Annotated in this window: 21 protein-coding genes; 11 read left to right on the forward strand and 10 right to left on the reverse strand. The window is 49.4% G+C overall.

Annotated features, from left to right (window positions below; all coding sequences use genetic code 11):
• Positions 1-51 precede the first annotated feature (51 nt).
• Positions 52-507: a tetratricopeptide repeat protein gene (locus EIZ48_RS12175; RefSeq protein WP_160651586.1), complete on the reverse strand. Its 456-nt coding sequence runs from the start codon at positions 505-507 to the stop codon at positions 52-54.
• A gap of 285 nt (positions 508-792) precedes the next feature.
• On the opposite strand from EIZ48_RS12175, the gene EIZ48_RS12180 reads away from it, so the two are divergent.
• The 3 genes from EIZ48_RS12180 to EIZ48_RS12190 are packed head-to-tail and all read left to right on the forward strand — an operon-like array spanning position 793 to position 3,652.
• A complete protein-coding gene (locus EIZ48_RS12180; RefSeq protein ID WP_160651589.1) occupies positions 793-1,800 on the forward strand; it encodes a phosphotransferase in 1,008 nt (335 codons plus the stop codon).
• Entirely contained in the window at positions 1,784-2,692 is a 909-nt protein-coding gene (locus EIZ48_RS12185) for a 3'(2'),5'-bisphosphate nucleotidase CysQ family protein (protein WP_240152950.1), read from the forward strand. The genes EIZ48_RS12180 and EIZ48_RS12185 overlap by 17 nt, the downstream gene beginning before the upstream one ends.
• A gap of 60 nt (positions 2,693-2,752) precedes the next feature.
• Positions 2,753-3,652 carry a methyl-accepting chemotaxis protein gene (locus EIZ48_RS12190; RefSeq protein WP_160651592.1) on the forward strand — a complete coding sequence of 300 codons (900 nt, stop codon included), beginning with the start codon at positions 2,753-2,755 and terminating at the stop codon, positions 3,650-3,652.
• 56 nt (positions 3,653-3,708) lie between these two features.
• Here EIZ48_RS12190 and EIZ48_RS12195 read toward each other — a convergent pair whose 3' ends face one another.
• Positions 3,709-4,113 carry a cupin domain-containing protein gene (locus EIZ48_RS12195; protein ID WP_160651595.1) on the reverse strand — a complete coding sequence of 135 codons (405 nt, stop codon included), beginning with the start codon at positions 4,111-4,113 and terminating at the stop codon, positions 3,709-3,711.
• A gap of 105 nt (positions 4,114-4,218) precedes the next feature.
• Positions 4,219-5,133, reverse strand: coding sequence for a LysR substrate-binding domain-containing protein (locus EIZ48_RS12200; protein WP_160651598.1), 915 nt, complete (start codon positions 5,131-5,133; stop codon positions 4,219-4,221).
• A gap of 74 nt (positions 5,134-5,207) precedes the next feature.
• Between EIZ48_RS12200 and EIZ48_RS12205 the strand changes: the two genes are divergently transcribed.
• Positions 5,208-6,512 carry a D-amino acid dehydrogenase gene (locus tag EIZ48_RS12205; RefSeq protein ID WP_338046916.1) on the forward strand — a complete coding sequence of 435 codons (1,305 nt, stop codon included), beginning with the start codon at positions 5,208-5,210 and terminating at the stop codon, positions 6,510-6,512.
• A gap of 16 nt (positions 6,513-6,528) precedes the next feature.
• Here the strand turns inward: EIZ48_RS12205 and EIZ48_RS12210 are convergent, their stop codons facing one another.
• Complete coding sequence (locus EIZ48_RS12210) at positions 6,529-6,717, reverse strand: hypothetical protein (protein WP_160651604.1); 189 nt, start codon at positions 6,715-6,717, stop codon at positions 6,529-6,531.
• Between the two features lie 223 nt (positions 6,718-6,940).
• Between EIZ48_RS12210 and EIZ48_RS12215 the strand changes: the two genes are divergently transcribed.
• Positions 6,941-7,498 (forward strand): NAD/FAD-utilizing enzyme, encoded by a 558-nt coding sequence (locus EIZ48_RS12215; protein ID WP_160651606.1) that lies wholly within the window; start codon positions 6,941-6,943, stop codon positions 7,496-7,498.
• A gap of 80 nt (positions 7,499-7,578) precedes the next feature.
• Here EIZ48_RS12215 and EIZ48_RS12220 read toward each other — a convergent pair whose 3' ends face one another.
• Genes EIZ48_RS12220 through EIZ48_RS12240 form a run of 5 tightly spaced genes read right to left on the reverse strand, consistent with a single transcriptional unit; the run spans position 7,579 to position 12,213 of the window.
• A complete protein-coding gene (locus tag EIZ48_RS12220; protein ID WP_160651609.1) occupies positions 7,579-7,914 on the reverse strand; it encodes a cytochrome C oxidase subunit IV family protein in 336 nt (111 codons plus the stop codon).
• A gap of 12 nt (positions 7,915-7,926) precedes the next feature.
• Positions 7,927-8,598, reverse strand: coding sequence for a heme-copper oxidase subunit III family protein (locus EIZ48_RS12225; protein ID WP_160651612.1), 672 nt, complete (start codon positions 8,596-8,598; stop codon positions 7,927-7,929).
• Positions 8,599-8,611: 13 nt separating this feature from the next.
• Positions 8,612-9,274 carry a cytochrome c oxidase subunit 3 gene (locus tag EIZ48_RS12230; protein ID WP_160651615.1) on the reverse strand — a complete coding sequence of 221 codons (663 nt, stop codon included), beginning with the start codon at positions 9,272-9,274 and terminating at the stop codon, positions 8,612-8,614.
• Positions 9,264-11,066 (reverse strand): cytochrome c oxidase subunit I, encoded by a 1,803-nt coding sequence (gene ctaD, locus EIZ48_RS12235; protein ID WP_160651617.1) that lies wholly within the window; start codon positions 11,064-11,066, stop codon positions 9,264-9,266. Before ctaD ends, EIZ48_RS12230 begins: the two co-directional genes overlap by 11 nt.
• A 31-nt stretch (positions 11,067-11,097) precedes the next feature.
• A complete protein-coding gene (locus EIZ48_RS12240; RefSeq protein WP_160651620.1) occupies positions 11,098-12,213 on the reverse strand; it encodes a cytochrome c oxidase subunit II in 1,116 nt (371 codons plus the stop codon).
• A gap of 543 nt (positions 12,214-12,756) precedes the next feature.
• Here EIZ48_RS12240 and EIZ48_RS12245 point away from each other — a divergent pair.
• The 5 genes from EIZ48_RS12245 to EIZ48_RS12265 all read left to right on the forward strand — a co-directional run bounded on the left by EIZ48_RS12245 (position 12,757) and on the right by EIZ48_RS12265 (position 17,210).
• A complete protein-coding gene (locus EIZ48_RS12245; RefSeq protein WP_160651624.1) occupies positions 12,757-14,244 on the forward strand; it encodes a serine hydrolase domain-containing protein in 1,488 nt (495 codons plus the stop codon).
• Positions 14,245-14,393: 149 nt separating this feature from the next.
• The gene (locus EIZ48_RS12250; protein ID WP_160651628.1) at positions 14,394-15,311 is read left to right on the forward strand and encodes a DUF808 family protein; all 918 of its coding nucleotides are present in this window, start codon (positions 14,394-14,396) and stop codon (positions 15,309-15,311) included.
• A 68-nt stretch (positions 15,312-15,379) separates the two neighbouring features.
• A complete protein-coding gene (locus tag EIZ48_RS12255) occupies positions 15,380-15,967 on the forward strand; it encodes a hypothetical protein (RefSeq protein ID WP_160651630.1) in 588 nt (195 codons plus the stop codon).
• Between the two features lie 47 nt (positions 15,968-16,014).
• Positions 16,015-16,353 carry a GNAT family N-acetyltransferase gene (locus tag EIZ48_RS12260; RefSeq protein ID WP_439126578.1) on the forward strand — a complete coding sequence of 113 codons (339 nt, stop codon included), beginning with the start codon at positions 16,015-16,017 and terminating at the stop codon, positions 16,351-16,353.
• A 152-nt stretch (positions 16,354-16,505) separates the two neighbouring features.
• Entirely contained in the window at positions 16,506-17,210 is a 705-nt protein-coding gene (locus tag EIZ48_RS12265; protein ID WP_160651633.1) for a DUF4336 domain-containing protein, read from the forward strand.
• Between the two features lie 42 nt (positions 17,211-17,252).
• Here EIZ48_RS12265 and EIZ48_RS12270 read toward each other — a convergent pair whose 3' ends face one another.
• Complete coding sequence (locus EIZ48_RS12270; protein ID WP_160651637.1) at positions 17,253-20,300, reverse strand: EAL domain-containing protein; 3,048 nt, start codon at positions 20,298-20,300, stop codon at positions 17,253-17,255.
• Between the two features lie 220 nt (positions 20,301-20,520).
• Between EIZ48_RS12270 and cscK the strand changes: the two genes are divergently transcribed.
• Entirely contained in the window at positions 20,521-21,447 is a 927-nt protein-coding gene (cscK, locus tag EIZ48_RS12275) for a fructokinase (protein ID WP_160651640.1), read from the forward strand.
• The last annotated feature ends 124 nt before the right edge of the window (positions 21,448-21,571 follow it).

Genomic DNA, 21,571 nt, shown 5'->3' on the forward strand with positions numbered 1-21,571 from the left:
TTTTTTATTATTCCTGTTATGTGTTTTTCTTTGATAAATAACGAAAAGTGGTTAGATAGCATCGAGTAATAGTTTTGAGTCATCGTTACCATTGAGGTAAGACTCATTTAACCAATAGGTGCCTTGTTCGATCTCTTCCTGGTTGTTTGCACTTAATATCAGGTTGGCACCTAGCTCGTATTGAGCCTCAGAGTCGCCATTTAGCGCTGAACGCTCGAACAAAGCCTGAGCTCGTTCCTCGTCTTTCTCGCAGTGTTTGCCTTGCTGGCAAAGGGATGCCAGATACAGTTGTGCATAGCTATCATTGAACTTGTCACTGAGTTCTAGATAATATATTGCGTTATTATAATCACTTACGTTGAGATAATACTGATATAGGAGTTCCGCGATATCAGCATTGTTTGTGGATGAATCTTTTAGCACTGCTAAAAAATCGTCAGAAACAGAAGGACTTGCTAATTTATCCTCAATTTCATCGATAGTTAAATTAGTGGTATTGTTGGTCATAACTAGCTCAAATATTAAATTGAGATATAAACGTAACAGATCAAAAAAAGATAATAAAATAATGATACTTTTTGAAAACTGATATTAAATCAATATGCTAGTTTTTTCATTTTGTAATTTATTTGTGATTTCAGTTGCTTATTAAGTCAGAAAAATGCGGAGAAAATCACGGAAACCTAACTGTTTGCTGGTTTTTTGAACGATTGGGTTCTCTTCTGCATTGAAAAGGTGTTTTCTTGCAGAATTTTGTACACTAGCCTGACAATTACTCTCAATGACGAAAACATGACTATATCTACAGATATCTTGCACAAGGTTGCCCGGGTGGCCGGAGCCAAGAGCATTACTGACACCCAGCTTATCCAGCCATTGTGGGGGGGATACGGGGAACTGTTTCGAGCGACATTAAGCAATAGTCAATTTGAGTCGGTAATTGTTAAACATATCAAACTACCACAGCCTAAACACCACCCCCGGGGCTGGAATACCGAGTTATCCCATCAACGTAAGCTGAAGTCCTATCAAGTCGAAGTGAACTGGTATCAGGGGTATGCCAATGTTTGTTCTAAGCAGTGCCCTGTACCCAAAAGTCTTTATGTCGAGCAGTACGATAATGAGATACTCATTGTGCTTGAGGATCTGAAAACACTCGGCTTTAGTGAGGTTGTTAAAGAGGCGACACAGGTTCAGGTAGAGGCTTGTCTTCGTTGGTTGGCTTATTTTCATGCCCAACACCTTGCTCAGGAGCCTCGCGGGTTATGGCAAAGCGGTACCTACTGGCATTTGGAAACGCGCCCTGACGAGTTGGCGGCACTGGCTGATCTCCCGCTTAAGCAGGCGGCCGGTGAAATCGATCAAGCACTCAAAGACAGTTGTTTCCAAACCTTGGTGCATGGCGATGCCAAATTGGCGAACTTCTGTTTTACGCCCGAAGGTGACCATGTAGCTGCTGTCGACTTTCAGTATGTGGGTAAAGGGTGCGGCATGAAGGATGTTATTTTGTTTATTAGTAGCTGTATTCCTTTTGATGAGTGCGAAGATCGTGCTCCGAGCCTGCTTGATTACTATTTTTCTGAACTCCGACAAGCGGTTGCTGAGCTGAAGCCGCAACTCGACCCGGCGCAGATAGAGCGGGAGTGGCGACCGTTATATTGTATGGCCTGGGCGGACTTTCAACGCTTTGTCAAAGGCTGGTGCCCGGATCACTGGAAGATCAATATCTATACCGAAGGCCTGACGTGCCAGGCCTTGGCGCAACTGGGCTCCATTGAGGTAAATGATGAAACTGTCTAATTCACAGCTAGAAAAACTCTTGGCGTTGGCGACCGAGGCAGCGTTAACTGCCGGGCGATACATAGCTACCTTTGATCGGTCGCAGTTGAAAGTTGATCATAAGGTCGCGGGTAACAGCCTGAGCTCACAGGTTGTTACCCAGGTAGATCTTCATTGCCAGACATTGATCCTTGATGTCCTGCAATCGAGCATCGAGCAATATGATTTGGCTGTCCTCAGCGAGGAGAATGCCAGCGAGGACAATATTTCTGAACACCCTCGGCGACAAAAAGGTTATTTCTGGTGTATCGATCCGCTAGACGGCACATTGCCGTTCATTGAGGGCTCGGCGGGTTTTGCTGTTTCTATTGCCCTGGTGAGCCAATCGGGCGCTCCTGTTATCGGTGTGGTTCATAACCCGACCACGGGCGATACGTATCAGGCACTAGCTGCTGACGAGCCTGTACTGCTGAAAAATGGGTTACCCTGGCATCCAGTGACGCAGCATTGCTGTTTTACTTTGTATATTGATCGTAGTTTTGAGGGGGATGCCCGCTATCAGACCTGTGTTGAACACCTTGATAGCCTGATAAAGGCCAAGGGCTATGATGGGCTGAAGATCGTGAACAGCTGTGGCGCGGTGATGAATGCGATTGGTGTGTTTGAAAACCCTCCTGCGTGTTACCTCAAATTACCTAAGGCTCAGAAAGGTGGGGGAAGTCTTTGGGACTTCAGTGCAACAGCGGCTATAGCTCAGTCTTCGTCAGCATTTTGGGTAAGTGATATAAATGGTCAGGCTTTGGATCTAAATCGTAGCGATTCTAATTTCATGAACCACAAAGGTGTGTTATATCTCCATGGTATCGAAGGCGAGGCCTTTGTATCAGAAACAGACTGGATGACGGCAGGATGATGTTGGCACTATCTTAATGATTATCAACCTCAAACAATAAATAATTAAGTGAGTAGAATTATGCTAAAACTTTTTTCAGCCCCGATCCCTGAGCACCAGACAGTCATAGACAAAGCTGAGCTCGAAGCGCTCAAGACAAAAGCGTCGCTGTTAGATCAGCTAAAAGAAAACCAGCCTCTGGCAATTGCCCGCCAGATTGCAACCAATGCAGGCAATGTGAACAAGGCATCGGCTAAGCGTCTTGAAGCAATTAACCATAACTTTGAGCTGATTGAAGATTTTATCAATCAGTCGAGTGAGATAGAAAGCCTGTCCAATGACTCTTTCGATGCAGCCAGTCAAACGGCGGCAACAAGTACCCAGTCAATCAAACAGTTACGCAGCCTTTCCGAGAACATTAATAGCTCAAAAATCAGTATTAGCGAGTTCACCGAGTTGCTCTCCTCGCTAGATGGCAATAACAAGAATATTGGCCAGTTGGTTGAGTCGATTAAAGGCATCGCCGATCAGACCAACTTGCTGGCACTGAATGCGGCGATTGAAGCGGCCCGAGCCGGTGAGCATGGTCGTGGCTTTGCGGTGGTTGCTGACGAAGTCCGGTCCTTGGCTAATACGGCCAACCAGTCAGCAGATAAGATTAACAGTGAGATGAACACTATTATGGATATTTCGGCATCCATTATCAGCAAGCAAAAAGGGATGACTGACATCATCAATAGCAGTGTCGATCTTGCCGAGGTGACTCTGGAAGACATCGAGTCTCTGGTGGCGATGGCAAATCAGAGCAAGGGCGCGGTAGAAACTGTGATAGCCAGGGTACAGCAACAGTTGGTGAATTCGGCGACTATCCAGACCAACATGCAGCAACTGGTAGAAGAGACGCGAAGCGCAGCCGTTCTTTCGTCAACAAACCACGAACTGGGTGAATCCCTCACACAAGAGCTGGCGGTGTTGAAGTAAGCCTTGCTCGAGAGTCTTAGTTCACCAAAAACTTCAGAGCAGGCCTATGGTCTGCTTTATTTTTTATCCAGCACGGTGACTTCTGCTCCCTTCTCGGCAAGATAAAAAACAATGATTTCTGCAGGTGTCTTGCCTGTATTTTCGCCGAAGTGCGAGGTGTTCATTACCTCGACAATGGTATCACCTTCTTTGAGTTCCAAAACCTGCTCTGCTGTGGTTACTCTTAGCTCACCACTTAATAATATTCCGGCATTGATCACAGGGTGCTGGTGCCAAGGCAGCTTTTCACCGGGAGCAACGGTGATCTTCTTGATGGTAACTTCTGGCTGATTCAGCGTGTAGGCCGGAAGTGTTTGTCCGTCCCATGACTGCGTTGTCCTGGTTAGATCCTCGGATGTTGCTGACTGGGCTGCGATAGAAAATGCCAGTAGCCCGATAGCCAGTCCTTTTTTGTATAACATTGTTGTTCTCCTGTTTTGCTCAATACATGAATAGGCTCGCTTTCACCTTGGGCAAGTAAAGTCAGCCTGATGAGGTGACTTGGGTAATCAATTGTTAGCACACGCTTATTCATTTGGAAAAAGTATCTGCTCATCAATACTTTGCACCTGACTATCGAGCCAGTTTATAAAACAGGCTATTGCCTGATTGTCGCGGTGCCGGATCAGGTAGTAACCGGCATTGGCCGGAACCGGCTTGAAAGGCGAAACCAGTTTACCGGTCGCAAACTCTTCGTTGATCAGCGCACAGCGGGCCATTGCTATCCCGAGGCCTGCTTCGGCGGCAGCCATGGCCATATCGGTGCGGTTAAAGTAATGCCCGTGCTGGCTGTCGGCAGTGATATTCATTGTCTGGAACCAGTAGTGCCACTCAAAGTCCTGACGAGCTTCCCGCCATGGCATCGCATCATGCAGCAATGTTGCAGTTTCCCAACATGCCTTGTTGTTCCAGTCGAATTTGTCTCTGTAACCGGGGCTCATGACCGGTAGCAGATTCTCGCTGAGCAGCAGGGTCCCGTTTCTCGGCGGCTGGCGGCAATAGTCAATCACCAGATCAAAACTGGTGTCCTGGTGATCGACAAGGGCACCTTCGGCAAACGTCTGGATTTTGATGTCGGGATATTGTTGATAGAAATTCTGAAGTCTTGGTACTAGCCATTTAAAGGCAAAAGAAGGGGTAAGCTTGAGGCGAATCTCGCCTTCGGCTTCAGGTTGCTGAAGGCTTACCACGGTTTGATTAATATCATTCAGGCTCTGGCTTACTACTGCGTACAGCTGTTGTCCTTTTTCTGTCAGGCGAATACCTCGTGAATGTCTGTCAAATAAAGGAAAATTGAGCTGCTGTTCCAGCTGGCGGATCTGCTGGCTGACAGCGCCAGTTGTGATGTGCAGGTGTTCGGCGGCCTGGGTGAAGCTGCCGAAGCGGGCCGCAATATCAAAGGTTGCCAGACCGGCCAGGGTACTGCTTTTGATCGGTTGCATGAAAAGCTCTTCCGTCTGCTTTTAGTAAAACTAAACACTGCTGTTAAATATTATCGATTGTTATGTAAATGTAAATAACGCATTCTCCGTTCCATAAAGTCGCCAGTAAACTAGAGAGTCGTGAGATGGAAGTGATTGTATTGGGAAGTGGTGTTATTGGTTTAACGTCGGCGTGGTATCTGGCTCAGGCCGGTCATGATGTTACTGTGGTCGAAAGGCAGCCCAAGAGTGCGGAAGAAACCAGCTTTGCCAATGCCGGACAAATTTCCTATGGCTACTCCTCTCCGTGGGCAGCACCGGGGATCCCGGTAAAAGCCATGAAGTGGCTGTTACAAAAACATGCGCCGTTGAAAATCAAACCGTCGGTATCGCCGGAACTGTATTTATGGGCGACGAAAATGCTGGCTAACTGTAACCAGAAAAAATACCAGGTCAACAAAGCCAGGATGCTGCGGGTTGCCAACTATAGCCGTGAGTGCCTGTTGGAACTTCGTCAGCAGGAAGAATTGAGTTATGAGGGCCGACAGCAAGGAACATTGCAGGTGTTTCGCAATGAAGCCCAGATAGAAGCGGTCGCCAAAGATATTCAGGTACTGGCTGATAGCGGCACCCGCTATGAAGAGCTGAATGTGGAAGGCTGCATTGCGGTCGAGCCAGCACTGGCGAAGGTAAAAGACAAGCTGGTAGGCGGGTTGCGCCTGCCGGATGACGAGACCGGTGACTGTTACCTGTTCTGCCAGCAGCTGACAGAGCTTGCCAGGCTGGCAGGGGTAAAATTCATGTTTGATACGTCGGTGGAGCGCTTGAACCACAACAACGGCAATATCTCCTCGGTCACCACCAGTGCCGGAGAGCTCAGCGCGGATGCTTATGTGGTGGCAATGGGCAGCTATTCCACGTTGTTATTGTCGTCGCTTGGTATTGAGCTTCCGGTTTACCCGGTGAAGGGGTACTCGTTGACCATACCCGTGACAGATTCAACGGCAGCACCGCTATCTACCGTGATGGATGAAACCTATAAGGTGGCGATGACACGGTTTGAGGATCGAATCCGGGTAGCAGGTACCGCCGAGCTGGCAGGGTTTGATTTTAGTCTGACCAAGAAACGTCAAGAAACAATCGCGATGGTGATCCAGGATCTGTTTCCAGAAGGCGGAGATATCAGCCTGGCGGAGTTCTGGAGCGGTTTGCGACCAATGACACCGGACGGTACACCTGTGATTGGCAAGACGCCTTTTGCCAACCTTTTCACCAATACGGGTCACGGCACACTGGGGTGGACCATGGCATGTGGCTCGGGAAAAATGCTGGCAGATATTGTCAGTGGCCGCAATCCAGATATTGACCCAGACGGGCTGGATGTATTCCGTTACGCCTGATCAATCTGGGAAGCTATCAGCAGTTGCCTTTTTTTGCCTGCCCAGGCGGGCAGAAACTGCCATTTCCGTGGTTGCTGCTACTCTTGTTTTCGTCAGTTGTTGCTCTGATGTTTACGCCGTCAACTTCGCCCTCTACGTGGGTTAACTGGCAGCCGCCAAGAAACAGGGTAAACAGAATAACGCTAATAAGTGGGTAGTTTTTCATTGCTGCAGAATGGTCTGTGTTCAATTGTTCACGCGAGTATATGTGGTGTGGCCGAAGTGATTGTTAGGGAAAAGTCAGAGAAATGTCAGCAAGCCCAAATAATAGGCTGAATGTGTATTAAAATTTAACTACGAATAGTTTTTTCTATTGTTGCTAATCACTGACATCGCTCTGAATGAATAAGACATGGGTTCAGTTTGGTATTCAGTGCCGGGAGGCCGTAATGAAGCGGGTCTTTTACATTAGTGATGACCTAGACGATCTGGAGTTGGTGGAATATGAATTGGAGTTGAGCGGGATCAGCCCGCCACAAATACATGTTCTGACCGACAACGATACTGAGGTTGCCAGCCATCACCACCTTCACCCCGTGAAGTCTATTATGCGTAACGATATTATTCACTCGACGGAGATTGGAGCCGTTGTCGGTGTCTGTGCCGCTGCTATTGTATTGCTGGTTGCTTTTTTGTCTGGTGCAACAGAAACGGTAGGTTGGGTTCCGTTCGTTATGTTGGCCATTGTGATGCTCGGATTCATTACCTGGGAAGGCGGATTGTTCGGGATTCAGGAATTGCACTACCAGTTCCGCCGTTTCAAGCAGGTGTTGAAATCAGGCAAGCATGTTCTGATGGTCGATGTAGAGCCGAACCAGGAAATTACTCTGGCCAATGTGACCCTGGCCCATGACAAGTTAAAGCCAGCCGGCATAGGCAAGGCTCCACCGCACTGGTTGATAGCAACCCAGAATGGCTGGGCGAAAATGAAGAGAACGCTGCCGTAGTGATATGTCCTATGTTGTGCTCTAAACGCTGATTGCATAATAAATAGGGAGGCCTGCGAGCCTCCCTGTTTAGTTATCAACTATTCGTTAAAAAAGACTTCCCGTAGCTGGAATATGTAGTCGGCCTCGCTGGCCATCAGAATCACGAGAACCAAGAGTACCAGCGGTGGTAGGAAAATGGTGTAAACCAAGGCCAGCCGTTCCCATAGCATGTGCATAAATACACTGGCGATAAGGCCGGCTTTCAGCACCATAAACAGCAAGATCAGGCTCCAGCGTAGCAGTCCCTCTAGATGGTAAAAGTCGACCAGATAAGACAGGGTACTGAGCACAAATAACAGCCCCCATATTTTCAGATACAGGCTGATTGGATGTTGCTGCTTATGCTCGGTCGAACCAGGGTGTGCAGTGTCCATGTTCAAATCCTCCTACCACAAGTAGAAAAAGGCGAAGATGAAAACCCAGACCAAATCGACGAAATGCCAGTACAGGCCGGCAATTTCAACGATCTCGTAGTTGCCGCTGCGCTCGTAGTTTCCCCGCCATACCTTTGCGGCCACAATAAGCAGATAGAGAACGCCGATACTAACGTGAAGGCCGTGAAAACCGGTGATCATAAAAAAGCTTGCCCCGAACTGGGCTGCCCCTGACTCGTTACCCCACGGGCGCACACCTTCCTCTATCAGTTTGGTCCATTCGAATGCCTGCATACCGACAAAGCTGAGGCCGAACAGGGCGGTGATCACTACCAGCAGTGCCGTGAGGCGGCGTTTTCGTTGGTACCCGGCATTGACCGCCATCGCCATGGTGCCGCTGCTGGTGATCAGAATGAATGTCATGATCGCAATCAGGATCAGCGGAATCGACTGACCGCCTATGGTCAGGGCAAAGACTTCACTGGGAACCGGCCATGGGGTGGTGGTGGTCATTCTGACCGCCATATAGCCGGTCAGGAAACAGCCGAAGACAAAGATATCGCTCAGCAGGAACAGCCACATCATGGCTTTGTTGGATGAAATGCGAAATACAGCTTGGTCCGCAGAGTAGTCCGCAACGATGGATGCCCATTGGCCGGACTGTGTTGACGGGGAATCGGCCATACGTATTTACCTCTTATGTAAATCGCAACAGCCCCAATAAAAACAACCAGACAAAGAGTAAAAAATGCCAATACCGGGTGCAGAGGTTCAGTGACGGATAAAGGGAGTCACTGCGTCTGCGGACAGCGTGGTAAACCGCTATCGCCAGGGCTACCAGCCCACCCAGCACATGCAGTCCATGCAGGCCAGTTAACAGGTAGAAAAAACTGTTGGCCGGGTTGCCCCCGACACTGTAATTCAACGCAAGCAGGTGTTGCCATGCCCAAAGCTGAGCTCCAACAAAGCCCAACGTAAAAAATACCGCGAGGTTCAGCAAGGCGCGGCAGGCATGGATGGAGGGCAGCAGTGCTGCCTTGCGACAACTCAGGTGCATTGCTATACAGCTCATGACAAGCATAGCAGTGCTGATACTGAGCTGCCACGGTTCACCGAGTGGTTGCCAGTCATTGAGAGTCATCCGGATACGGTAGGCCACCGAGAATAAGAAAAACAGCATAGTGACCACGGCTATCAGGAGCCAGACTCCGGTGGAGGCAGAAGCATTTTCCATGGGGGGAAAGTACTTTCTGTCGGCGTCTGGGCTGAGGGTTACCTTGGCTTGATTTGGCTGGCCATTCTGCTCAAGGTTATTGTGTTCATGAGTATCGTCTTTGCGGCTATGGTGTTCAGGCTTCATCGCTGTCCCTCTTCAGATTATTTGGCGAGGAAAGATTTTCGTCGGCATCTGAGGTTTGTTGGCCAGGTTGCTGAGCTGGCGGAGCGTTCTGCGGAATATAGTCCTCGTCATGTCCCGGTACGCTAAAGTCATAGGCCCAGCGGTAGACAACTGGGAGTGATGAGCCCCAATTGCCGTGTCGGGGAGGCGTATCGGGTGTTTGCCACTCCAGTGAGGTAGCCTGCCAGGGGTTTCCCGTTGTCTGCTTGCCTTTCTTGTAGCTCCAGAACAGGTTGAAGATGAATATCAGCTGTGCGGCGCCGACAATCAGGGCGGCGATGGTAATGAAGGCATTGAGGCTCTGCGCCGATTCCGGAATAAAGCTGTAGCCATCATAGGCGTAGTATCGTCGCGGCATACCGAGGATCCCCAGATAGTGCATCGGGAAGTAGATGGCATAGGTACCGAGAAAAGTTACCCAGAAGTGCAGGTGGCCGAGGGGCTCATTGAGCATTCGTCCGGTGATCTTGGGATACCAGTGATATATCCCGCCAAAGATGACAAGAATAGGGGAGACACCCATTACCATATGAAAGTGGGCAATGACGAAGTAGGTATCTGATAAAGGGATGTCGACGATTACGTTGCCGAGGAACAGACCGGTCAATCCGCCGATGATAAAGCTGCTCATAAATGCCAGGGCAAACAGCATCGGTAAGCTTAGGTGGATATCACCTCGCCAGAGAGTAAACAGCCAGTTGTAGACCTTGATGGCGGTTGGAACGGCGATCACCAGGGTGGTAGTAGCAAAGAAGAAGCCAAAATACGGATTCATACCGCTGACATACATGTGGTGGGCCCAGACAATAAAGCTCAGAGCAGCAATTCCCAGTATGGCCCATACCATCATCTTGTAACCAAAGATATTTTTGCGTGCATGGATGCTGATCAAGTCGGAGACGATTCCGAAGGCCGGCAAGGCAACAATATAGACCTCGGGGTGACCAAAGAACCAGAACAGGTGCTGGAACAGGATTGGGCTGCCGCCGCCGTAGTCGGTCTGCTGGCCCATCGAGATTATAGCGGGCATGAAGAAGCTCGAGCCGAGCAGTTTATCGAACAGCATCATAATGGCGCTGACCAGCAGGGCAGGGAAGGCCAGCAATGCCATGATCGAAGCGGTAAAAATGCCCCAAACCGTTAGTGGCATCCGCAATAGTGTCATCCCTTCGGTACGGGCCTGCAGTACGGTAGTGACATAGTTCAGGCCTCCCATTGTTGCCGCGACGATAAAGACTGCCAGTGAGATCAGCATCAGCACAATTCCCCAGTCGGTACCGGGAGTGCCGGGCATAATGGCCTGGGGCGGGTAGAGCGTCCAGCCTGCACCTGTCGGTCCTCCGGTAACGAAGAAGCTGGCGATAAGGATCAGCGATGCCAACAGATAAAACCAGAAGCTGAGCATATTGAGAAACGGAAACACCATATCACGGGCACCGATCATCAGCGGGATCAGGTAGTTGCCAAAGCCGCCAAGAAACAGAGCAGTAAGCAGGTAGACCACCATGATCATGCCGTGCAGGGTCATAGACTGGTAGTAAGTATTTACATCGATGAAGTCAAACTGACCGGGAAAGCCAAGCTGAAGGCGCATCAGCCAGGACAGGACCAGGGCGATCAGGCCCATGAAAATCGCGGTGAGCGAGTACTGGATAGCGATGACCTTGTGGTCTTGGCTCCAGACATACTTGGTCCAGAATGACTGGGGATGGTCATCCGAATCGCCGGTGTGTGAGGTGTTGTAATTGGACATGGTCCTTTTCCCCTTGTTCTTTTAGCGTTGGCTATGGGCTGGGCGATGGTTCCGATACCGCTTTGATATAGGCGATAATGGCTTCGACTTCCTGATCGTTAAACTGATAGACCGGCATGATGGCCGGATAGCCTTTGACGATTTCGGCTCCGGCATTGAGGATGGCGGTACGCAGGTAGGCATCGTCAACCACCACCTCGGCATCGTCAGACATCAACTCGGTTTTGCCATACAGGCCGAGCCAGGTGGGACCGACTCCGGGTTTGCCGTCCAGGCTGTGGCAGGCGATACAGCCGTTAACTTCAGATAAGGTTTTTCCCAGTTCGACCAGATTGGTGGTATCGCTGGTGGTTTGTGGTTGCTGACTGTCGGCGAAGGTTGGCTGGGATGCCAACCAGACCCCGAAACTGGCATCATCCTCGACAATTACCCGACCACGCATATTGAAATGCCCTATTCCGCATAGTTCGGCACAAAGAATATCGAAGGTGCCGCGCTGGGTCGGGGTAAACCAGAAATAGCTGACGGTACCGGGTACAAGATCCATCTTGGCGCGGAACTGCGGGACATTAAAGTTATGCAGGACATCTTTCGATCGGAGCAAAACTTTGAGCGAGGTGAACAGCGGCAGATGCAGCTCGGGGCCGATGATGATTCTGTCATCGGCCGAGGCCGGATCGTCAGGGTCGAGCCCCATAGGGTTGGTTGGGGAGATAAACTGAATACCAGTCTGACCCAGCTGATTGTCTTTACCGGGAAAACGAAAGCTCCACTTCCATTGTTCGCCGACCACCTCGAACGTTTGTGCTTCTTCGGGCACAGTGACGAATTTTCCGTAGACCACCAGTCCCGGAGCCAGCAGTGCAACAATCCCGACGGTAGTGAGGCCGATAAGCCACGCCTCGAGCTTTTTGCTTTCCGGTTGATAGGTCGACTTTCGCCCGGGCTTATGGCGGTAACGGATCACTATCCAGGCAATCAGCAGGTTGATAACAATAAAAAAAGCACCGGTAATGATGATGGTCAGTGTGAAGGCATCATCGATCTCGCCCCAGTTCGATGCAGCAGGCGTCAACCACCACGGACTGTAGTAGTGGAATGCAACGGAGGCAATGACAATCAGTATCAAGGCAATGGCAATAGCCATACAGAAAGCACCTTAAATCGTTACTGGTCCTGTCCTTGATAAATACAGCAGCAAAATGTTTTCCCGCGAAGGGCGCCCGAAATCAATGGTGTTAGCGTGCTCTGCCGAGCTGAATGAATATGGATATTTTATAGTAAATTAGCTTAGTGGAGGAATGTGGTGTCCGCGAGCTGATAACTGTTTTTCTACTGCGCTGCTACAAAACTGAGAATGATATACGTGTGGAAGCAAAGAATTGAAGTACTGCTGGATATCTATTAATAGAACACATGCTCTATTAAATCGAAAAAGGAAGTTATGCTTCTAAATTGTGCTGATATGGGCAATAAATTGCTTTTAGCGGGGGGCAATTTCGTGAGCTGACAACAGTTTTTATCGTCGTCTGCTTTGAGGCAAATGACTGACTGTTATAGTCAAGTTTATTACCTATTTTAAATCAATTGGATAGCAGGGTTCTGCCTAGCAAGTAGTACAGCAGGATTAATTAGGTAAGCAAGCTAGTCTGCTACCGCCTTGTTAGCGTAATGTGTACTTAAGGAAGGTATGAAATTGCGTATTAAGCTTTGTGACTGGACGATTGGCTCCCCACCTCAACAGCGCTCGAACTTGATTCGTCAACTTATCTCTTCTCTCTGCTGGGTTCTGTGTTTCTTGTTATTTCCGACAAAGGCCATAGCAAGTGATGTTGATCCTTATGTCGGGATATATAAGGCGGATATCGGCCTTATCCCCTATACCGTGATTAAAAAGCATGGGCAGCGTTATTTTGCACATGTGTCCCCGAGCTCGGTCGAGCTGGTGATTGATGAAACCGGTAAATTCAAAGCAAAGAATGCGAATATTGACATCTACGGTCAATTCAAAAAAAAGCAAGATGGACGATATCAACTAAAGGCGGTCAGTCTCTATGGGGTACGGCACGTCTACCGACGAGAAGTCTTAGACCCGCAGAGATATATTTCCGCCCTGTACAGTGACTCGCAAGCCTATAGTGAGTTCAGTCACCCCTCGAGTGAACAGTGTGCTGCCCCCTACCCAGATGCCCGAGTTGCCGGAGAGAAGTGGTTAAAGCGCTCGCCCCAAATGCAGTCTTTAGTTAGCAAAATAGAAGGCGGCCGTTTGGATTACGGAATGATAAATAGTTTGCTGATCCTCAAAGATGGCGAACTGGTATTCGAACGTTACTTCAACGGCTGGCAGGCGAGTGAACCCCATATGATGTTGTCAGTGAGCAAAAGTCTGACATCACTGCTGGTGGGGATGGCTGTTAAACAGGGGGCTATAAAAGATATCAACCAACCCGCTGTGAGTTATTTGCCAGACTATAAAATGTATTTCCAGGGAGATAGAAAGAGGCTTACTCTCAGGCACCTATTGACGATGTCTCCCAGCCTGTACTGGGACAACTGGTTGAGACATCAAGATAGCTCGCCCAATACTGCGGGCATCGAATTCAATGGTAATGATTCAGTTGCCTATGTGTTGTCGCAGCCACTAAGTACGACTAAAGGCAGTATTACCTACAGCGGACGAATGGTGAGTGTGATGGGGGAGATTCTCCGTGTTGCCAGCAAACAGCCATCTGTCAGCGAGTACGCCAGAAAAGGCCCTTTGTCGGCCCTGTGTTTTCAGAATGCTTTCTGGGTCAAGCAAAAAGATCAGCGTTCCAATGTGGCCGGCGGTGTCGTATTGCGGCCTCGTGATATGTTGAAGCTGGGGCAACTGGTGCTTAATGAAGGCGAATGGAACGGGAAGCAGCTATTTGATGCCGATTGGATTAACGAGTCGATGAAACCGGCCTCGTCATTCGAGGCCAACGGTAATAAATACAGCTATTTCTGGTGGAATTCGGCCTATTATCATCAAGGTAAAAAATATCCGGCCATCAAGGCCGTTGGTTATGGCGGGCAGGAGATAGCAATTGTCAAAGATCTTGATTTGGTCGTTGTAAAAACGGCCAACAGCTTTTTTTCGGGATCGTTAATAGACAAGATCATGACTGACGACGTGTTACCGACACTGGTGAAGTAATTACTCGTAGTCGCCATTGCTTTGGCAAAGCGAAAAGTGACGGCGGCAGTGAAATTACAGTTAACCTGTCATGAACAGTTTGATGCAACAGAGAACGTTCGCTATGTTTAAAAAATATTCTCGTAAAATCTGACTGTTAGGAGTGCTATGTGGCTGGAGCAAGTTTATTGGTCCTATTAGACGATATCGCGACTGTGCTTGATGATGTGGCGGTGATGAGTAAAGTTGCCGCCCGAAAGACGGCTGGCGTGTTAGGTGATGATCTTGCTTTGAATGCCCAGCAGGTTTCGGGCGTGAGGGCCGAAAGGGAGATACCGGTTGTCTGGGCTGTAGCCAAAGGATCACTTCGAAACAAGTTAATATTGGTTCCGGCGGCTTTGCTGATCAGCGCTTTTGCCCCGTGGCTGATCACCCCAATGCTGCTTGTTGGTGGCCTGTTTCTTTGCTACGAAGGATTTGAAAAAGTCGTCGAAAAAATGTTTCATTCCCCGCAGCTAAAAGAGTCCGAACTGCTAGATGGCTTGGATAAAGCCGACGATGTTGTTGAGTTTGAGAAGCAAAAGATTAAAGGCGCGATTAGGACGGACTTTGTCTTGTCGGCTGAGATTATTGTGATTGCGCTGGGTACGGTGCAGGAAGTGCCTATTGTTACCCAGGTACTGGTGATCAGCCTGATTGCCGTATTGATGACTATCGGTGTCTATGGGTTAGTGGCGGTTATCGTCAAACTCGATGACTTAGGGCTGTACCTGATTAAAAATAGCTATGTTGCATCTTTTAAACATGCGATTGGTAATGCATTAATCAACGCCGCGCCATATTTGATGAAGTTTTTAGCCGTGGTCGGCACCATAGCCATGTTCTTAGTCGGTGGCGGTATTGTTGTCCACAGTATCCCGAACTCTCATGCCTTAGTTCACCTACTTGTTGAGCGGGTTGACATGATCCCCGGCGGCCCACTCATGCTACCGGCTCTGGTTAATGCGGTAATAGGACTACTATCAGGTGCTCTCGTACTTGCCGGGATATCTTTCTTCAGCCGCGTAAAGGCAATGACGAAAGAGTAAATTAGGTCATTGGATAATTTGGTATTAACATGGCCAGATATGTTTAGCCTGATCTGATTGAGATTAAAATGAAAAACGCCTTACTTGCGATAGCCGTTAGCTCCTTTATGGGGCTATCGAGTTTCGGCGTCTCTGCCGATACTGTTCCCGTTGCCTTCCAAGACGTCCCAGAAGTGATGGCCGAGTTTGACTCAGCCAAAGAGTTTCGCAAGAAGGCGCTGACCTATGGCCGCCTGCCTCATCATAGTGAAATTGGCCGGGCATTTCCGACCTATGTCGCCGACGAGGCAGGAAAGCCGGTACTGGAAACCGAGAACGAGTTGTCTGATGCTGTGGTGATTGCCCGTAACCCTGATCCGGTGAGTGGTGCCGTGTTCAATGAGTGGTTGGTCCCTAAGGATAAATGGGAGACGACATACGGCAAGCTGCCAGAGTTCACCGAGTTTGAACCCTTCAAGCGGATCAAGACCATTAGGGCTATTCCAATTACCGAGGAAGTCCTCACCATGCTAGGTAGCGAGAACGGGGACACTGCCGTTATTGCGGTTGAATGGAATGATAAAGGAATGACTGTATACAAAGGTGGCTACTTAGCCGATGGCGGATACGGTATTGCTCCCGAAGAGATGGCGAAGACGTATGAGGAAGTTGAATAAAAGCCGCTGAATAAGGGCCTATTAAGGCGGTATTTGGCTGGGATGAGGTGCAACAACAGAAGTTGCACCGTCAAGAGTGGTCTGAGTGCAAGCCTATTCTGATTTTGTCTGATGGTGAGCCAATTGGCTCGTACCTGGTCAAGGAGAGCGAGGAACACCTGTATTTTGGGCGGTTCTTCTTGTTTCCGGAATGCCATGGCAGGGGGATTGGCAGTGCCATTCTGGCTGACGTAACTAAACATGCAGACCAGCAACAACTAACCTGCAGATTAGACTATTTGCAGGGTAACCGTGTTGGCCGCCTGTATGAACGCTATGGCTTTAAGAAAGTCAGTGAAAATGCACAGTTTATTTTTATGGAGCGAAAGCCGAGAGATGTAGTGTAAATACATTTTCGCCTTGCAGACAGAATGTCAACTTAACCTCAAAACAGCTGTTATTCTTCATTTACACACAATATCAGAGTTAATACACAATAGTTGCGCGTTATTATGGTGGCGGTAATGGGTTGAGTGAATCGGCTTAAGTAAGGAACACCATGAAACAGCTGGCCAAAGAACTATGGATTGTTGACGGAGACACGGTCTCTTTTTATTGCTGCCCTTTTACAACCCGGATGACGGTGATCCGGCTGCAAACGGGTGATCTTTGGCTTCACAGTCCTGTTCGTTATTCTCCGGAGCTTGCCGAGCAGTTGGCTGCCTTGGGGCGGGTCAAATACCTTATTGCCCCCAATCATCTGCATCATCTGTATTTGGGCCAGTGGTTAGAGCACTATCCTGATGCGCAGCTTTTTGGCACTGATGAGGTGATTTCCAAGCGCGAAGATCTACATTTCGATGCATCACTTAATCTGACCGAGCAATTTCATCCCCAGCTTGTCGAAAGCTGGCCCTGGCAAGATGAAATCGACCAGCGGTTGGTGAGTGGCTCACCACTGATGCAGGAGTGCGTTTTCTTCCATCGTGCAACAAACACTGTGATCGTGACTGATTTGATAGAGAACTTTCCTCCCGGACATTTCAAAGGCTGGCGCAAGTTATTGGCCAAAGGGGCCGGGATTATTGCACCTAACGGCAAAACGCCACTGGACTGGCGGCTTAGTTTTAAAAAGCCAGTGGTGAAAGTGCATGTTCAGTTGCTTCTTAATTGGCAGCCAGAGCGAATTATCATGGCGCATGGAGAAATAGTTGAGCATCAGGCTGTGTCGTTTCTGAAGCGTTCCTTCAAGTGGGTGGAATAAACTACCCTAATAAATATAAGCTGTTCCGGGCTTTTGCCTGAGTTATATGGCGACTTCTTCGGCGACTTCCTTTGACGACAGTAGCGCGCTAAATTCCTCTTCCGGTAGCGGCATGGAAAAGAGGCTTCCTTGTCCATAATCACAGCCTGCAGCAGCCAGTAGGGCACGCTGTTCATTGGTTTCAATCCCTTCAGCGACCACTTTCAAACCGAGTTTGTGCGCCATCACGATGATGGCTTCGCAAACGGCGAGGTCTTCAGAGCCAGCCTTGAGGCTACGGACAAAAGATTGGTCGATCTTGATATTGTCGACGTCGAATTTCTTGATGTAGGAGAGCGATGAGTAACCGGTGCCGAAGTCATCGAGTGATACTTCGATACCGGCATCACGAAACTCGAGTAATTTGTCTGTTACTGCCTTGCTGGCATCAAGCAATAGTCCTTCGGTAATTTCAATCGCGATTGCCTGCCCCGGCAGACCTAGCGAGCGGAGGTGATCGATCCAGCGTGAAATATCATTGCCCTTGTCACGAAACTGCAGCGGGGATTTGTTGATGCTGATCTGAAACTCTGGGTCATGCAAAGTTCGCCATCGGGCAGCTTGTTGGGCAGCCTGGTGGAAAACCCAGTCACCAAGTTCGATTACGATCCCGGTTTCTTCGGCAACCGGAATGAATTCCGCCGGACTGATCATGCCGAGTGTTGGATGGCACCAGCGGATCAGGGCCTCGGCCTTGGTCATGTTACCTGTGGTTAGCTCGACAATCGGCTGGTAGTACAGCTGCAATTGGCTGCTATTGAGTGCAAGGCGCAACTCATTGGCCAGTTGACGGCGGTACAGGGCCTTTTCCTGCATCGACGAAGTGAAGTAGCGGTAGCAGTTTCGTCCTTGCTCTTTGGCTGCATACATAGCCTGATCGGCATTTTTGAGCAGGGTATCGGCGTCAGTTCCGTCTTCCGGGTAGAGGGTAATACCAATACTCGGTGATATATAGATAGTTTCAACACCGATGGAAAACGGCACAGAGAATTGGCTGAGAATGGTTTGCGCCACCTGCTCGGCACCGTGGGCATCGTCCTGCTCGCTGAGTATGACTGTAAACTCATCACCGCCAAGGCGCGATACGGTGTCCGTGTCGCGGACACAGCTCTGCAGGCGCTGCGCGGCATCAACCAGTAGCTGATCGCCAACGTTGTGGCCCAGGGTATCGTTGACTTCCTTGAAGTGGTCGAGATCAAGAAAAAGTAGTGCCATAGGACGGTTAGCCCGGTGTGCCTTTTTCTTTTCTTGCTCAAGCTGGTTAATAAACATATGGCGGTTTGGCAGGCCGGTCAAGGCATCGAAATTGGCCTGGGTCCAGATGATCTCGTCAGACTTTTTCTTGTCGGTAATGTCTGAGAACTGGGCAACACGCCGGTGGATAGTACCGTCAGCATTGGTAATAGAGTTCACTGTAAGCCAGGCTGTATATGTCTTCCCGCTTTTGTGGCGCTTTTGGATTTCTCCCTGCCAGTGACCATTGATACTCAGTGTGTGGAGCATGTTCTGGATAACATTGCTATCTTGTTTGCGCGACACCAGCAGTTTGGGGCTCTGGCCTTTGACGTCATCGAGCGAGTAGCCGGTTATTTCAGTAAAGGCCGGATTGGTAGTAATGATTTCGCCGTCGCTGTCGGTGACCACCATTGCCTCACTGCTGTTTTGGTAAACCATGGATGCCAGCTGCATTGACTCTTCTGCCAGCTTGCGCTCGGTAATATCGGTATGGGTACCACACATTCGCAGCGGTTTGCTGTCAGCGCCGAAATTAACGATTTTCGCGCAGTCGAGGATCCACTTGTAGTCCCCCTGCTTGGTGCGCATGCGGTATTCAGCTTTATGCTGAGAGGTACGCCCTTCAAGGTGATTATCCAAGGATTGTTGGGCGGCCTGCCTGTCCTCGGGATGAATGCGATTAAGCCATAGGGTTGAATCCAGTTTTATTTCTTCGAAGCTGTAGCCTAGCATTTCAGCCCAACGGGCATTTCGTTGTACGGTGTTGGCTTGAATATTCCAGTCCCAAAATCCGAGCTCGCTGCCGGCAAGGACAGAGGTTAGCTGCTCTTTTTGGGCAACAAGTTTGGCTTCGGCATGTTTGTTCTCTGAGGTATCTAGCATGCCAGCAATCGCGAATTGGACTTTTCCTTCGACCCGATAGCAGGCAATAGTCATGTGAACATAGACGATACCGCCATCTTTACGGATAAAGCGCTTATCAAGTGAATAACCATCTATTTTACCTGCCACCATTTGATCAAACTGGATCAGATCCAGCTGCAGGTCTTCAGGATAGCTAAGGTCGGCCCAGGTTAGGTGAAGAAGTTCTTCCTCTGTGTAACCGAGCATTTTGCATAGCCGGGGATTTACACGAAGCCAGTTTTTTTTCGGGTGAGTAATAGCTATTCCTATGTTGCCCAGATCAAACTGGGAGCGAAACAGGAATTCGCTTTCCCTAAGCGCCTCGGCGGTTTTGTCACGTTGTAATCGCCGGACAAACAACATCCCCATGGCTGCGGTGATCAGCGGATAAATGAGTAGTACCGGGAAGGTAATATCAGACAGCACTTTAAGTGCGATCGGCATGGGTAAGGTGAACATCAGTGCCAGCATGACACCATGGACTAAGATCCCGAATAAGTAGAGCTCGCGAGCGGTTAGCTCTGATAATGGCCGCCGCCGGTAATAGTGCCAGGCGATACCCAGGATACCTGAAGCCATGATAACCGTTACTCCGGTTACTGCCGCTTCGCCACCTTGGTAAAGCCGCAGGATAGCTGTCATCGACATCGCAATAACGGTGGGGATAGGCCCGAAGAAGAGCCCTGAAATCCCGAGCAGTACCGAGCGGGTATCAAAAATGATCCCAGGCGCGTACTCCCAGGGGGTGAACATAATAATAGTGCCGATAATCCCAAGGGCCAGACCCATGAAGAGTTTCCAAAGCAAATCAAAAGAGTCATGACTGCGGCGGGTTGCCATGTCGTAGATAAAGATCATGGCCAATAGCAAGGCAGCATTATGGGTTAGCGCGAGAAGACTGGCGTGATTCATGCCAAGGTAAGTCTCTTATCGATTGAATGTGGGAATGTGAATTGTTTGTTGTGCTTTTGTGTCGATACTAACACATTTTTGCATTGGTTGAATATAGCTCCTTTTAGTAGGGACTTCTCTTGGGTTCAGATCACATTTTGTTCGGTATAGGTATCGTATCAGTTGTTCAGCTAAATCGATTTAGCAATAATATGTACAATTTACATATCGGAGTAGAAACATGGCTAAAGTATGGGTAACAGGGGATGCAGTGGTCGATTTGATCCCTGAGGGAGAAGGGACGTACCTGAAGTGCCCGGGCGGAGCTCCGGCAAACGTTGCGGTGGGTGTCGCCCGCCTCGGTGGTGACAGTGCTTTTTTTGGCCGGGTCGGCCTTGATCCGTTAGGACGTTTTATGAAACAGGTACTCAGCGACGAAGGCGTCGGTACCGAGCAGATGCATCTGGATGCCAATCAGCGTACCTCAACAGTGGTTGTCGATCTGGATGACGATGGCGAACGTAGCTTTACTTTCATGGTGAAACCCAGTGCCGATCAGTTTACGGTGCCGGAAGATGTACCTGCTTTTCAGCAAGGCGAATGGTTGCACGTCTGCTCAATCGCACTGGCAAACGAGCCTTCGCGCTCGACCACCCTCGGGGCAATGACTGCGATACGTGCCGCGGGCGGTTTTGTGTCGTTTGATCCTAATCTACGCGAAGAGGTATGGGCAAATCCACAAGAGCTGAAATCTGTGGTTCTTGAGGCTGTTGCACTGGCTGATGTGGTGAAGTTTTCTGATGATGAGCTGTTATTCATTACTGACAAAGACGATTTGCAGTCGGCGTTGGCTTGGTTGAACGCTAACTTTAATCTGCCGCTGGTAATTATCACCCAGGGCAAGAAGGGGGCGTTGGTGGTGCAGGCGGAGTGTCAGCAACGGGTGGCAGGACGGCCTGTTAGTCCGGTTGATACCACCGGGGCCGGGGATGCTTTTGTTGGCGGCTTGTTGGCAGGTTTGGCGGCGAGTGATGACTGGCAGCAGGCAGATAAGCTGCTTGATATTATCAGGCAGGCGAATGCTTGCGGTGCGCTTGCCACAACGGCGAAAGGTGCGATGACAGCCTTGCCGACGGCCGAACAATTGGCGGCATATCTTGCTGGCTAGAATGCTGGCCGATATTGAGTAATCAAAAGGCAGCCTTGTGGCTGCCCTTATTTTTTCAGTGTTATCCCGATACGCAGGGATAAAAAAACCGGGCCTAAGCCCGGTTTGATGTTTCATTCAAAGT

This window comes from Photobacterium alginatilyticum, assembly GCF_009910675.1.
Taxonomy (GTDB): Bacteria; Pseudomonadota; Gammaproteobacteria; order Enterobacterales; family Vibrionaceae; genus Photobacterium; species Photobacterium alginatilyticum.